This is a genomic window from Lysobacter enzymogenes (assembly GCF_017355525.1).
Lineage (GTDB): Bacteria > Pseudomonadota > Gammaproteobacteria > Xanthomonadales > Xanthomonadaceae > Lysobacter > Lysobacter enzymogenes_C.
Genome location: NZ_CP067395.1, coordinates 2,903,916 through 2,918,896 on the forward strand (window position 1 = coordinate 2,903,916; position 14,981 = coordinate 2,918,896).

Genomic DNA, 14,981 nt, shown 5'->3' on the forward strand with positions numbered 1-14,981 from the left:
CGCGCCCCTCGTCGCGGCGCGTCCCGGCTCGCGCACCCGCTCGCCAAGCCCGATTCGCGCACCCCATCCGCGCGGGCCGCGACGGCGGTCACGCGGTCGCGGCGTGTGCGACCGCCGCAGGCGAAAATAGCCGCGCCTGCCCGCCACCGCGCGCAGCGGCGCGCGACCGCCGGCAGGCTCACTCAAGGGGAATGCATGCACTCACTCGCTAGCCGCGCTCTCGCGGCCGGTATCGCTTTGGCCCTGTCCGGCGCCGTCCAGGCCGAAATCGTCGTCAGTCAGATCCACACCGGCGCCGGCTCGTTCTCGAACTCGCCGTATCGCAACAACTACATCGAATTGCACAACACCGGCGATACGTCGGTATCGCTGGGCGGCTGGTCGCTGCAGTTCAATCCCTCGACCAGCGCCGCCAACTGGCAGCGCTCCGCCCTGAGCGGCAGCATTCCGGCCGGCGGTTATTTCCTGATCGCCACCGGCAGTCCCACCGGCGGACTGGCGCCGTTGCCGACGCCGGACCTGCAACTCGGCTTCAACCTGCAGCCCGCCAACGGCCGCATCGCCGTCGTCAGCGACAACCGCACGCTCAGCGGCCAGTGCCCGACCGGCACGCGCGACCGGGTGATCTGGGGCGCGGCCGCGCGCTGCAACGCGGCCGCGGCGCTGGCCTCGCCGCTGCGCAACGAAGCGCTGCTGCGCGGCAAGGACGGCTGCGACGACAGCGGCATCGACTCTGCCGATTTCGCAGTCGGCGCGCCCGCTCCGCGCAATTTGCGCTCGCCGGCGAAGGTGTGCGGCGGGCAGGCGCAGGTCGTGCTGAGCGTGGCCGACATCGCCCAGGCCGAAGGCGACAGCGACCGCACCGCGTTCGCGTTCGTCCTCAAGCTCAACCGGCCCGCGCCGGCCGGCGGCGTGGTCTGGCGCGCCTACACCAATGCCGGCAGCGCGGCCGCGGGCCAGGACTTCGAAGCGCTCGCGCCGATCACCGGCACCATCGCCGAGGGCGCGACCAGCGCGACGGTCACGGTGAAGGTGATCGGCGACCGCGTCGTCGAAGCCGACGAAACCTTCGAGCTGCACGTGGAAGCGGTCACGCCGGGCGTGATCACCGACGCCGACGGCGTGCTCAAGGCCAAGGCCACGATCCTCAACGACGATTTCCCGTTCGTTCCGATCGGCGCGGTGCAAGGCAGCGACGCGCAGTCGCCGTTGCTGGGCCAGCTGGTGTCGGTGCAAGGCACGGTCACCGCGGTCGCCGCCGACGGTTTGTTCGTGCAGAACAGCGCCGCCGAAGCCGACAACTCCCCCGACACCTCCGACGCGCTGTTCGTGTCGACCGGCCAGGCCGGCGATCCGAGCCTGGTCGGCCAGCGCGTGAGCGTGTCCGGCACCGTGTTCGAGCACGCGCCGGATCCGGCCACGCCGGCGTCCACGCTGACCGCGATCGGCGGCTCGCCGCGGATCGACAAACTCGGCGCCGGTACTTTGCCGGCGATGCAACCGCTGCTGTATCCGGCCTACGACGCCGCGCGGCAACTGCGCCGACTCGAAAGCATGCGCGTGCGCCTGACCGACGAACTGCGCGTGGTCGGCCCGACCGGCGGCCGCATCGTCGCGGGCCAGGACACGACGGTCAGCGACGCGACGTTCCACGTGACGTTCGCATCGCTCGACCCGTCCCGGCAGACGCGTCCGCAACGCGAACCCGGCCTGCGCGTGCGTCCGCAGGATCCCGGCGATTCGGCCAATGCGCCGCTGCTGCCGGTGTGGGACGGCAATCCGGAAGTGATCGCGATCGACAGCTCCGGCTCCGGCTCGGGCCCCTTGCAGGTCGCCAGCGAAGCGCGGCTGCGCGATGCGGGCGGCGTGCTGAGCCTGCGCAACGGCCGCTACACGCTGCTGATGAGCAGCGACGGCAAGCCGTTCGTCGTCGCGCCCGGCGTGGCGCCGCGCAGCGCCGACGACGACCGCGACGGCGGCCCGACCGCCGCGCCGCTGCCGCCGCTGCCGGCCGACCGCGCGGTCAGCGTCGCTTACTACGACCTGGAGCGTCTGTTCGACGTGCAGGACGATGCGCGCTACGCCGACGAGGTGCCGACCGCGGCCGCGTTCGAACGCAATCTGCGCAAGGCCGCGCTCGGCATCCTCGACTCGCTCGGCGCGCCGGACGTGGTGGCGCTCGGCGGCGTGGAAGGCAACGCCTTGCAGGCGCTGTCGATGCGCATCGACGCGCTCGCCAGCGAGGCGCACAAGCCGCTGCCGAACTATCAGTACTCGCTGGTCGAAGGCAACGACCCGCGCGGGATCAGGACCGCGTTCTTGTTCAAGACCGCGACGGCGCAGGGCGGCGGCTTCCAGCGCATCGGCAACGCGAACATCCAGCCGATCGGCGCCTACGCGACGTGGGAAGGCCCGGGCCCGTTGTACCGGCATCCGCCGCTGGCGATGGACGCGACCGTGCATCTGGCCGACGGCAGCGCCGCACCGCTGAACCTGGTGCTGGTCGGCATGGACGGCCGCGCCGACAGCGAAACCGGCACCGCCGGCGTCAACGCCGAAGGCGTGCGCATGCGCCGGCAGCGTCAGGCCGAGTTCCTCGCCGGTTATCTCAACCAGCGCCAGAACCAGGCCGTCGACGGAGTCAAGCCGCCGCTGCTGGTGCTCGGCGATTTCGACAACTTCGCCTTCAGCGACGGCTATGTCGATACGGTCGACGCGATCGCCGGAACGCCGGGCGACGACAGGGCGACGTCGGTGCCCGACGGCCAGGACTGGGTGCAACCCGACCTGATCCAGGCCGACAGCCTGATCGAAGCGCAACGCCGTTATTCCTCGGTCGAGCAAGGCAGTACGCAAAGCACCCGCCATGCGCTGCTGAGCGAGGAGTTCGTGCTCGCCAGCGAACAGCTGCGCGTGCAGCGCGCGCGCATCAACGCCGATTTCCCGGCGTTCCTGCACGACGACGCGAGCACGCCGGCGCGCGCGGCCAGCAGCGATCCCTTGCGCATCGCGTGGGTGCCGCGGGTGCGCGCGGACCTGCGGGCGCGCATCGAGCCCGACGGCGCCGCCTCGGTGCCGCTGGGCGAGCGCCTGCGTTATCGCGCCTGGCTGCGCAACAACGGCCCCGGCAGCGCCAACGCGGTCGGCGTGGCTTTCGCCACGATCGTTCCCGACGGCGACCTGCACGTCGTGCCGCCTTCGCCGCAATGGACCTGCGCGGCGCCGGCGGCGAGCGGGAACGCGACCACGGTGACCTGCAGCGCGGCGCAGTTGCCCGTCGGCGCGAACGAGCTGTTCCAGGTCGACGCCGCGACCGTGCCGGCGATGGTCGGCGCCTCGGCGCCGCTGGCGGTGTCGGCGACGGCGCAGTCGTACGACCCGACGCCGGACGACGGCCGTGCGATCGAATACCTGCAAGTGACGCCGCCGGTGGATCCCGGCTCTGCGCCGACGCCCTGACCGCCACCCGGGCCCGCCCGGCCGCACCGCCCCGGCCTCGCGCCGGGGCGGTGTTCGCGGCGCAGCGCGGCGCTTGCGCGCGGCGCCCATTCAGCTGCGTAAAGCGCTGAAAATCACGGCAATTTCGCCAAGGTCATCACATTGCAATCCCGCCCCGGCACAGTTGGGGCACAATCGTCTACCTGCCGAAGGGGTTCGGCGGGTACTCATAATGGGGAGCAACATGGACAAGTTACGGGGCCGCCTGCTGGCGGCATCGGTGCTGGCGTTCGCCGTCGCCGGTTCGGCGCAGGCGCAGGTCGTCATCAGCCAGGCGTACGGGGGCGGCGGCAACGTCGGCGCTCCGCTGAAGAGCGACTTCATCGAGTTGCACAACAACGGCTCGACCGCGGTCGACCTCAACGGTTGGAGCGTCCAGTACAACTCTGCTTCCGGCACCGGCCTGTGGCAGAAGACCAACCTCACCGGCAGCATCGCGCCCGGCGGCTACTACCTGGTCAAGCAGGCCGACGGCACCGGCGGCGGCGCCGCGCTGCCGACACCGGACGTTACCGGCACTATCGCGATGGGCGCCGGCGGCTTCCGCATCGCCCTGATCAACAACGCCACCCTGGTCACCGGCGCGTGTCCGCTGTCCGCGTCGGTCGTCGACTTCCTCGGCGCGGCGTCTTCCGGCGCCAACGGCTGCTCGGAAACCGCGCCCGCAGCGGCTCCCAGCAATACGATCGCGGTGCTCCGCAACGGCGCCGGCTGCACCGACACCAACAACAACAGCGCCGACTTCGCCACCGGCGAGCCGGCGCCGCGCAACAGCGCCACGGCCGCGAACGTCTGCGGCGGCGGCCCGACCCAGCCGACCCTGAGCGTCGCCGACATCTCCAACGCCGAAGGCAACAGCGGCGTCACCGCGTTCGTCTTCACCCTGAGCCTGAACCAGCCGGCCGGCGCCGGCGGCGTGGCCTGGACCGCGTCGACCGTCGACGGCACCGCCACCGCGGGCAGCGACTACACCGCGCTGACCAACCTCACCGGCACGATCCCGGCCGGCCAGAGCAGCGCCACGGTCACGGTGAGCGTCAACGGCGACACCGTCACCGAGCCGAACGAAACCTTCAAGCTGCGCGTGCAGGTCGTCAGCGGCGCGCTGCCGGCCACGCCGATCGAAGCCACCGCCACCATCGTCGACGACGACTTCCCGGTGGTCGCGATCCACGACATCCAGGGCAACGGCGCGCGTTCGCCGCTGGAAGGCCAGACCGTCACCACCGAGGGCGTGGTCACCGCGCGCAAGAGCAACGGCTTCTTCATCCAGACCACCGACGCCGAAGCCGACGCCGACCCGCTGACCTCCGAGGGCGTCTACGTCTTCACCAGCACCGCGCCGACCGCGGCCGCCACCGTCGGCAACCGCGTGCGCGTCAGCGGCACCGTCGTCGAATACATCCCGACCCAGGATCCGGGCCAGCTGCCGCTGACCGAGATGACCTTCGCCAGCTACCAGCAGATCGGCACCGCGCCGCTGCCGGTGCCGGTGGTGCTGCCGGTGGTGCAGCCGACCGCGCCGCTGGACGCGCTGGAACCGTACGAAGGCATGCGCGTGGCGATCCAGAGCTTCAAGGTGACCGCGCCGAACACCGGCAATTCGGTCAACGAGACCAACGCCACCGGCAGCACCCGCAACTTCTTCTTCGGCGTCATCGGCGACGTGCCGCGTCCGTTCCGCGAAGCCGGCATCCAGCCCGGCGACAACCCGCCGGCCGGCAGCATTCCGCCGATTCCGCGCTGGGACGGCAACCCGGAACTGATGCAGATCGACACCGCCGCGGCCGGCGCGACCAAGTTCGAAACCTCGGCCGGCGCGACCATCACCGGGCTGGTCGGTCCGCTGGACTACGGCTTCCGCCGCTACACCTTGCTGATCGAGCCGGGCGCCGCGGTCAACGTGACGGCGGGGCCGGCGCCGCATGCGGGCGTGGAGACGGTCGATCCGAACGCGGTGTCGGTGGCCGGCTACAACATGCAGCGCTTCTTCAACGCGGTGAAAGACTCCAGCGTGCAGGACGAGCCGGTGCTGACCGCCGACGCCTACGCGCGGCGCAAGCAGAAGGCCTCGCTCGGCATCCGCGATTACCTGAAGACCCCCGACATCCTCGGCGCGGTCGAGATCGAAAACCTGGTCACGCTGCAGGACCTGGCCGCGAAGATCAACGCCGACGCGGTCGCCGCCGGCCAGCCCGATCCGAAGTACGTCGCCTACCTGGTCGAAGGCAACGACCCGGGCGGCATCGACGTGGGCTATCTGGTCAAGACCGCCGAAGTGCTGCCCGGCAAGCCGCGGGTGGAAGTGCTGGCGGTGACCCAGATCGGCAAGGACACCACCTGGGTCCAGCCCGACGGCAACAGCGCCAAGCTCAACGACCGTCCGCCGCTAGCGCTGGACGCGGTGGTCCACTACGCCGACGGCCGCGACTTCCCGGTCAACGTAGTGGTGGTGCACCAGCGTTCGCTCGGCAGCGCCGAACTGGCCGGCGGCGACGGCCCGCGCGTGCGCCTGAAGCGCCAGCGCCAGGCCGAGTTCCTCGCCACCTACCTCAACGGTCGCCAGACCCAGGACCCGGCGACCCGCCTGATCGTGCTCGGCGACTTCAACGCGTTCGAGTTCAACGACGGCCTGACCGACGTGATGGGCACCGTGATCGGCGAGCCGAGCCCGGACGACGCCACCGCCGTGCCCGGCGACGGCGCCGACCTGGTCGAGCCGAACCTGATCAACCTGGCCAGCCTGATCGACCCGATGGAGCGCTACTCGTACACCTTCGACGGCCACGCCCAGAGCCTGGACCACACCCTGGTGAACGAGGAAATGGTGGTCAACACCAGCTCGATCCGCCTGACCCATCCGCGCATCAACGCCGACTACCCGGAAACCAACCGCAACGACGCGAACTCGCCCTCGCGCCTGTCCGACCACGACCCGATGGTGACCTACCTGGTGCCGCGCGAGATCGCCGACCTCGGCGTGACCGCGGCCGCCAACGCCGCCTCGGTCGAAGTCGGCCAGAGCCTGGGCTACACCGCGACCGCGACCAACCACGGCCCCGGCCGCGCGGACGCGGTCGGCGTGGGCTTCGCGCTCGACGCCGAACTGCCGTCGCTGAGCGCGACCCAGCCGGCCGGCTGGACCTGCGATGCGCCGCAGATCGCCGCCGGCAAGACCTCGCTGGCCTGCCGCAGCGCCAGCCTGGCCAACGGCGACAGCGCCAGCTTCGCGCTGAGCGCCAACGCCACCGCCGACCTCGCCGGCAAAACGGTGAAGCTGGCCGTGGCCGGCAGCACTGCGGCCTTGGACAAGGTGGCGGGGAACGACACGGCTGAGGCGAGTGTGGCGGTGACGGCGGCGAGCAATGCCACGCCGATCTTCAACGGCCAGCCTTTGATCATCGACGGCGCAGCCGGAGAGTCCAAGATGTTCCGCCTGGAAGTCCCGCAAGGCCTGCGCGCCTTCCGTGTGGCGACCCAAGGCGGCAGCGGCGACGTTTCTCTGTACCTCAAGCGCGGTTCGCTGGCGAACGCGGGCAACTACGACCAGCGCTCGATTCGCACCGGCAACAGCGAGACGGTTACTGCGATCGCGCCGGCCGCGGGCACTTGGTACATCACGGTGTCGGGCGGTGCGGCCGCCTTCGCCAAGGTCGCGGTGCTCACCACGTTCGTGCCCTAAGACCTAGCTAGCTGCACTCTGTAGTCCAAGACCCCGGCTCCGGCCGGGGTCTTTTTTTGCCCGCCCCCCGCCGCCATCGCCGAATCTGCGATCTGCGTCATGCAAAATCGGCGCGCCGCCTTACGTATCGGCGGCTTACCCAAGGGAGCACCATGAACAAGTCAGGGAGCCGCCTGCTGGCGGCAGCGCTGGCCTTCGCCGCGGCCGGCACGGCCCAGGCGGGGGTCGTCATCAGTCAGGTCTACGGCGCCGGCGGCAATGCCGGCTCGACCTACAAGAACGATTTCATCGAGTTGCACAACAACGGCGACGCCGCCGTCAGCCTCGATGGCTGGTCGATCCAGTACAACCTCGCGCCGAGCGCCGCCGCCTGGCAGCGCACCGCGCTGTCGGGATCGATCGCGCCGGGCGGCTATTACCTGATCCAGCAGGCCAGCGGCGGCAGCGGCGGCCTGTCGGCGCTGCCGGCGGCCGACGCCACCGGCACGATCGCGTTGCAGGCCAGCGGCGGCAAGGTGCTGCTGGTCGACCACGCCGGCGCGCTCAGCGGCGCCTGCCCGGCGCCGCGCATCGACGCGCTCGGCATCAGCAATTCGGCGACCTGCTCGGAAACCCGTCCGCTGCCCGTCACCCTGACCGCCACCACCGCCGCGGTGCGCAAGGACGGCGGCTGCAACGACAGCGACGACAACAGCGCCGATTTCGAAGCCGCGCTGCCGGTGCCGCGCAACTCGGCCTCGCCCGCGCGCCTGTGCAGCGGCGGCCTGCCGCAGTTGCGCATGGACGACACCGCGCTCGACGAAGGCAACAGCGGCACCCGTCCGGCCACGATCCGGATCGCGCTCGACCGCCCGGCCGGCGCCGGCGGAGTGAGCTTCGCCTACGCCACCCGCGACGGCAGCGCCAACGCCGGCAGCGACTACGCGCAGACCTCCGGCACCGCCAGCATCGCCGCCGGCCAGAGCGAAACCAGCGTGACCGTCGCGGTCGTCGGCGACACCACGCCGGAACCGAACGAAACCTTCTTCCTCGACCTGTCCAACCTCAGCGGCGCCGCCGGCGCCGACCTCAGCGCGCGGGTGACGATCAACAACGACGACATGGAGATCACCGCGATCGAAGCCGTGCAAGGCACCGGCGCGATCTCGCCGTTGAACGGCAGGCCGGTGACCGTGCAGGGCGTGGTCACCGCGCGCCGCGCCGACGGCTTCTTCATCCAGACGCCGTACAGCGGCGGCGAGCAGCCCGGCCCCGGATCCAGCGGCCTGTACGTCGCGGTCGGCTTCGCCCCGCCGGCCAGCGCCAGCCTCGGCAACCTGGTGCGGGTCAGCGGCACCGTGGTCGAGTACGCGCCCGCGACCGGTCCGAACCAGGCCACGCGGACCCAGATCGGCGGCTCGCCCGGCATCACCCTGGTGGACACCGGCCTAGCCCTGCCCGAACCGGTGCAGGATCCGGCGGCGCTGAGCGCCGGCGCGCTCGAACGCTACGAAGGCATGCGCTTCCTTGCGTCGTCGGTCTCCATCATCGCGTCGGCCGACGGCATCGTCGACGAAGCGCAGGCGCGCGCGCGCCCGACCGGGCTGATGTACGCGACCGGCAACGGCGCGCGGCCGCAACGCACCCCCGGCATCCGTCCCGGCGATCCGCTGCCGCCGGGCGGCGACGTCCAGTACGCCGACGATTACCCGGGCGTGCTCATCGTCGACTCGAGTTCGACGATCCACTCCAAGGACCGCAATCTGCCCCGCGGAACGATGATGGTCGGGCTCGCCGGCGTGGTCGATTACAGCGATCGTCACTACGTGCTGCTGACCGACTCGGAAGACACGCCCGACTATCAGTACCCGGTACTGGAAGACGGCGCCATCGCGCCGGTCGCGGCCACCCAGCCCGATCTCACCGACGGCGCGGGCATCGCCATCGCCTCCTATCCGGCCCTGCGCCTGTTCGATGCCGCCGATTCGCCGAGCGCGGTCGAGCCGGTGCTGACCCAGGCCGCGTTCGACCGCCGCATCGGCAAGCTCGCGCTCGCCGTGCGCAACTACCTCAAGCTGCCCGACGTGATCGGCTTCACCGACATGGAGAACCTCGCCACGCTGCAGACCCTCGCCGCGCGCGTCAACGCCGACACCGTCGCCGCCGGCCAGCCCGATCCGCGCTACGCCGCGCATCTGCTCGAAGGCAACGACGCGCTCGGCCTCGACGTCGGCTATCTGGTCAAGACCGCCGAGGTGCTGCCCGGCAAGCCGCGGATCGAAGTGCTGCAGGTCGCGCAGATCGGCAAGGACACGACGTTCGTCGGCGCCGACGGCAACACCGCGCGGCTCAACGAGCGGCCGCCGCTGGTGCTCGACGCGGTCGCGCACTACGCCGACGGTCTGGATTACCCGTTCAGCACAGTGCTGGTAAGCCAGTTCCCGGACGCGGGCATCGTCGCCAACGATCTGGCCGGGCAGCAGGTGCGGCTCAAGCGCCAGCGCCAGGCCGAGTTCCTGGCCGGCTACGTCAACCAACGCCAGAGCAACGAACCCAACACCCGGCTGATGGTGTTCGGCGATTTCAACGCGCCGGAGTTCAACGACGGCTACGCCGACGTGCTCGGCGTCGTCGCGGGCGTTCCCAGCGCCGACGAAACCACCGGCGTGCCGGGCGACGGCGCCGACCTGGTGCAGCCGGATCTGGTCAACCTGACCGGCCTGATTCCGCAACAGTTGCGTTACTCGTCGTATCGCGAAGGCATCTCGCACCAGCTCGAGCACATGCTGGTCAACGAGGCGATGGTCGGCGCGACCTCGTCGATCCAGATCCAGCGCGCGTGGCTCAATGCGGGCTTCCCGGAGTACTTCCGCGAGCGGGCGGATTCGCCGGCGCGCGAATCGCTGCGCGATCCGTTGGTGGCGTATGTGGTGCCGCCGACGCGCGCGGACGTCGCGGTCAGCGTCGTCCATCCCAGCACCGCTTCGCCGCGCGGCGACTACAGCTACACCGTCACCGTGACCAATCGCGGCCCGCAGCGCGCGCGCAACGTCGGCGTCGGCTTCGCCATCGACGCGCCATCGTTCGCCTCCTCGATCTTTCCGGTGCCCGCCGGCTGGACCTGCGAGGATCCGCTCGCGGGCGACACCAAGAACGCCTTCTCGTGCAGCGCTGCGGCGATGCAGGTCGGCGCGAGCGCGACGTTCACCATCACCGGACCGGCCGCGCTGATTCCGGATTTCGTCATCCGCGGCGTCACCCTGGCAGTCACCGCCACGGCCACCTCGATCGACACCGACGCGAGCAACAACAGCGTCCAGGCCGAGATCAAACCGGCGCGGGATCTGACGCCGCCCGAGCCGTGCGCCATTTCCGAACCGTGCGAGGTTTTGCTGTAAGCCCGATCCGAATCCGCCGCGCTGCGCACGGATGCGCATCGCGCCGGTTCGCAGTCACGGCGGCGATGCCGTAACGTCGCCGCCGCGGCGATCGTCCGACCCGCGAACTCCGGCCCCGCGCCGGAGTTCGCGTTTCCACGCTCGACACATTTGCCGAAGCAGGCGATTCGAAAGCGCGCCGCGCGATGAATGCGCGGTGCGGCAAGCGCAAACCGCGCCGGCCATCGCGGCCTGCCGCGCGCGTGCGGCGCTTGTCATCGATACCCATAGCCACCGCAGTCGCCGATCCGGCACATGCGCACGCGAGCTTCAGCGCTCAGTCCGATGCGGTACGGTTCACGACGGCGCATTCACGCAACGCCCGCATGCCGCGGCTAACTGCCGGGCCGGCATGAAAAAACTCCGCCGCGCCCGGGATTTCGCGCTCGGCTCGTCTGCGGGCCGATTCGCGCGAACTGCGACGCCTAGCGTTTTTTCTTTCGCAATGCATGCCGCACCGCGCAACGTCGCTTAACCCCGCTTTCGGTATCATCCGCGCCAGACGCAGCGCCCCCGGTTCATCTCGGGGGCGCCGCGGCTTTAGCCCGGCCCGGAACCTCCGTCGCTTTGCGACGGTCTCCGGACCCAGCCGTCTGAAGCTGACCAGCGCGCCCGGCACTGGATCCGGGACCGGAACGATTCGGACCTCATCCCCACCTGAGGACCTTCTCCCGATGACCGTCGCCGCGACGTTCGAAATCGAATACCTCCAATACCTCGGCGCCGACGGCAAACCCGTCGCCGAGATTCCGGCCGCGTTCAAGGACGCCAGCACCCTGCTGCCGCTGTTCAAGCAGATGCTGTTCGTGCGCACCTTCGACAGCAAGGCCATCGCCCTGCAGCGCACCGGCAAGCTCGGCACGTATGCCGCGTGCCTGGGCCACGAAGCCACCCACGTCGGCATCGGCGCGTCGATGAAACCTGATGACGTGTTCGCGCCGAGCTACCGCGAATACGGCGCCCAGTTCATGCGCGGCGTGCAGCCGCGCGAAGTGCTGATGTACTGGGGCGGCGACGAGCGCGGCAACGACTTCGCCGGTCCGCGCAAGGACTTCGCCTGGTCGGTGCCGATCTCGACCCAATGCCTGCACGCCGCAGGCGCCGCACTGGCGTTCAAGCTGCGCAAGGAACAAAACCTCGCCGTGGCCTGCTGCGGCGACGGCGGTTCGTCCAAGACCGACTTCTACGCCGCGCTCAATTCCGCCGGCGCTTACCAGCTGCCGCTGATCCTGTGCGTGATCAACAACGGCTGGGCGATCTCGGTGCCGCGCAAGGCCCAGACCGGCGCCAAGACCTTGGCGCAGAAGGGCATCGCCGGCGGCCTGCACTGCCTGCAGGTCGACGGCAACGATCTGATCGCGGTGCTCGAAGGCATGCGCCGCGCCGCCGAGCTCGCGCGCAACGGCGACGGCGGCAGCGTGATCGAATTCATGACCTACCGCCTGCACGACCACACCACCGCCGACGACGCGCGCCGCTACCGCGACGAGGCCGAGGTCAAGGACGCGTGGACGCGCGACCCGATGCCGCGCCTGCGCACTTATCTCACCGACCAGGGCGTGTGGAACGAGGAACTGGAAAAAGCCTGGCTGGAGGAATGCGGCAAGAAGGTCGACGTCGAGATCAACGCCTATCTGGAAACGCCGGTGCAGCCGGTCGAGGCGATGTTCGACTTCCTTTACGGCGACATGCCGGCGGACCTCGCCGCGCAACGCGAACAGGCGCTGCAGGAGAACCGTCGATGAACGCCGCCACCCAGAGCAAGATCGAAACCGCGCAGACCGCCGCCACGCCGGCCGCGATCACCCTGATCGAAGCGATCACCCAAGCGCTCGCCTACGAGATGCGCAACGACCCGAGCGTGCTGGTGCTCGGCGAGGACGTCGGCGTCAACGGCGGCGTGTTCCGCGCCACCGCCGGCCTGCAGCAGATCTTCGGCAGCGAGCGCGTGCTCGACACGCCGCTCGACGAAACCACCATCGCCGGCCTCAGCGTCGGCCTCGCCGCGCAGGGCATGAAGCCGGTGGCCGAAGCGCAGTTCGACGGCTTCGTCTATCCGATGCTCGATCATCTGATCTGCCACGCCGCGCGCCTGCGCCACCGCACCCGCGGCCGTTTGACCTGCCCGCTGGTGCTGCGGGTGCCGTGGGGCGGCGGCATCCGCGCGCCGGAACACCACAGCGAAGCCAACGAAGCCTTGTTCACCAACGTGCCGGGCCTGCGCGTGGTGCTGCCGTCGTCGCCGGCGCGCGCGTACGGCCTGCTGCTGGCGGCGATCCGCGATCCGGATCCGGTGATCTTCTACGAACCCAAGCGCATCTACCGCCAGTACAAGGAAATCGTCGCCGACGACGGCGAGGCGCTGCCGCTGGACGTGTGCTACGTGCTGCGCGACGGCAGCGACATCACCCTGGTCAGCTGGGGCGCGCAGGTCAAGGAAGCGCTGGAAGCCGCCGACAAGCTCGCCGGCGAAGGCATCAGCGCCGAGGTGATCGACGTGGCCACGCTCAAGCCGCTGGACTTCGCCACCATCGCCGAATCGGTGGCCAAGACCGGCCGCTGCGTGATCGTGCACGAGGCGCCGAAGACCGCCGGTTTCGGCGCCGAAATCGCCGCGCGCCTGGCCGAGGAATCGATGTACGACCTGCTCGCGCCGGTCGAGCGCGTCACCGGCTTCGACACCCACATCCCGCTGTTCCGCCTGGAAATGAAGTACCTGCCCAGCGTCGACAAGATCGTCGCCGCGGCCAAGCGCACGCTCGGCCACGGCTGAGCGATGGGTTCGCGCCGGGGTCTTCGCCGCGCGCCGGATCGCTGCATCCTCCGGCGCGCGTCGGCGCGCGCAGCGATATCGCGCCCGAACCCGGCATCGAGCCGCGACGAACGCAACGACATTCGAAAGCATTCAATTAGGGACGACCGGCAATGAGCGATACCAAGACCTTCCTGCTTCCCGACCTCGGCGAAGGCCTGCCCGACGCGACCATCGTCGAATGGTCGGTCAAGGTCGGCGACACCATCCGCCTCGACGACACCCTGGTGTCGATGGAGACCGCCAAGGCCGTGGTCGAAGTGCCCTCGCCCGTGTCGGGCAAGGTACTCAAGCTGGCCGGCGCCGCGGGCGACGTGATCGTCACCGGCACCATGCTGGCCGAGTTCGAGATCGATCCGAACCTGCCGCAACGCGCCGACGGCCAGGACACCGGCCACCACCACGGCGGCGGCCACGCCGCGCCGGCGGCGCCCGCGCCTGCGAAGGCGGAAGCAGCGCCGGCCAAGGCCGAAGGCGGCGAACGCGCCGACAGCGGCACCGTGGTCGGCGCGATGCAGTCCTCCGACGCCGTGCGCAGCGAACAGGCGGTCGCGGTCGGCGGGGTCAAGGCGATGCCGGCGGTGCGCGCGCTGGCGCGCAAGCTCGGCGTCGACCTGGGCCGCGTGCGCGCCACCGGCGCCGACGGCACGGTCAGCAGCGACGACGTCAAGCGCGCCGCCGCCGACGGTTCGGCCAAGGCGGGTTCGATCAGAGCCGGCGCCGCGCCGGCCGCCGCGGTCGCGCCGCGCGCGGCTGAGGTCGCACAAGCGCCCGCTCCCGCCGCCGCGCCCGCGCGCAGCACCTTGTCGCAGTCGGGCCGGCCGATGCGCACCCAGCCGCCGGGCGCCGCCGTCACCGGCCAGCCCGAGCAGCTCAAGGGCGTGCGCCGCAACATGGCGCGGGTGATGGCCGACGCGCACAGCAAGGTCGTGCCGACCACGCTCGCCGACGACGCCGACATCCACGCCTGGGCGCCCGGCAACGACATCACCGGCCGCCTCGTGCGCGCGATCGTCGCCGCATGCAAGGCCGTGCCGGCGCTCAACGCCTGGTTCGACGGCGACAAGCTGACCCGCACCCTGCACCCGCACGTCGACATCGGCATCGCCGTGGACACCGACGACGGCCTGTTCGTGCCGGCGCTGCGCAACGCCGACGTGCTCGACACGCGCGGCGTGCGCGAGGCGATCAACCGCCTGCGCGTGCAGGTCGAAGACCGCAGCATTCCGGCCTCGGAACTGACCGGCTACACCATCTCGCTGTCGAACTTCGGCATGTTCGCCGGCCGCTACGCGACCCCGGTGGTGGTGCCGCCGACGGTCGCGATCGTCGCCGCGGGCAAGGGCCGCCACCAGATGACCCCGGTCATGGGCGGGTTCGAATCGCACAAGGTCATTCCGCTGTCGCTGACCTTCGACCACCGCGCCTGCACCGGCGGCGAGGCGGCGCGGTTCCTGAAGGCGATGATCGACGATCTGGCGCGGGCGAACTGAGCCCCGCGTCCGGCCCGCACCGACGCGTGCGGGACGGACGCCGCCGCGGCGATCCGGCCGACCGGATCGCCGCGCGCATT

Annotated in this window: 6 protein-coding genes; all 6 read left to right on the forward strand. The window is 70.6% G+C overall.

The genetic code is table 11. The features are described 5' to 3' along the window. The first annotated feature begins 195 nt into the window (after window positions 1–195). Window positions 196–3,459: a lamin tail domain-containing protein gene (locus JHW38_RS12105; RefSeq protein WP_207526147.1), complete on the forward strand. Its 3,264-nt coding sequence runs from the start codon at window positions 196–198 to the stop codon at window positions 3,457–3,459. A gap of 223 nt (window positions 3,460–3,682) precedes the next feature. Beyond that, the gene (locus JHW38_RS12110; RefSeq protein WP_207526148.1) at window positions 3,683–7,180 is read left to right on the forward strand and encodes a lamin tail domain-containing protein; all 3,498 of its coding nucleotides are present in this window, start codon (window positions 3,683–3,685) and stop codon (window positions 7,178–7,180) included. Between the two features lie 152 nt (window positions 7,181–7,332). Beyond that, entirely contained in the window at window positions 7,333–10,557 is a 3,225-nt protein-coding gene (locus JHW38_RS12115; RefSeq protein WP_207526149.1) for a lamin tail domain-containing protein, read from the forward strand. A gap of 713 nt (window positions 10,558–11,270) precedes the next feature. Beyond that, on the forward strand, window positions 11,271–12,341 hold the full coding sequence (gene pdhA, locus JHW38_RS12120) for a pyruvate dehydrogenase (acetyl-transferring) E1 component subunit alpha (protein WP_207526150.1): 1,071 nt from the start codon (window positions 11,271–11,273) through the stop codon (window positions 12,339–12,341). Beyond that, window positions 12,338–13,369 carry an alpha-ketoacid dehydrogenase subunit beta gene (locus JHW38_RS12125; protein ID WP_207526151.1) on the forward strand — a complete coding sequence of 344 codons (1,032 nt, stop codon included), beginning with the start codon at window positions 12,338–12,340 and terminating at the stop codon, window positions 13,367–13,369. Before pdhA ends, JHW38_RS12125 begins: the two co-directional genes overlap by 4 nt. Before the next feature lie 152 nt (window positions 13,370–13,521). Next, window positions 13,522–14,901: a dihydrolipoamide acetyltransferase family protein gene (locus JHW38_RS12130; RefSeq protein WP_207526152.1), complete on the forward strand. Its 1,380-nt coding sequence runs from the start codon at window positions 13,522–13,524 to the stop codon at window positions 14,899–14,901. Window positions 14,902–14,981: the final 80 nt, after the last annotated feature.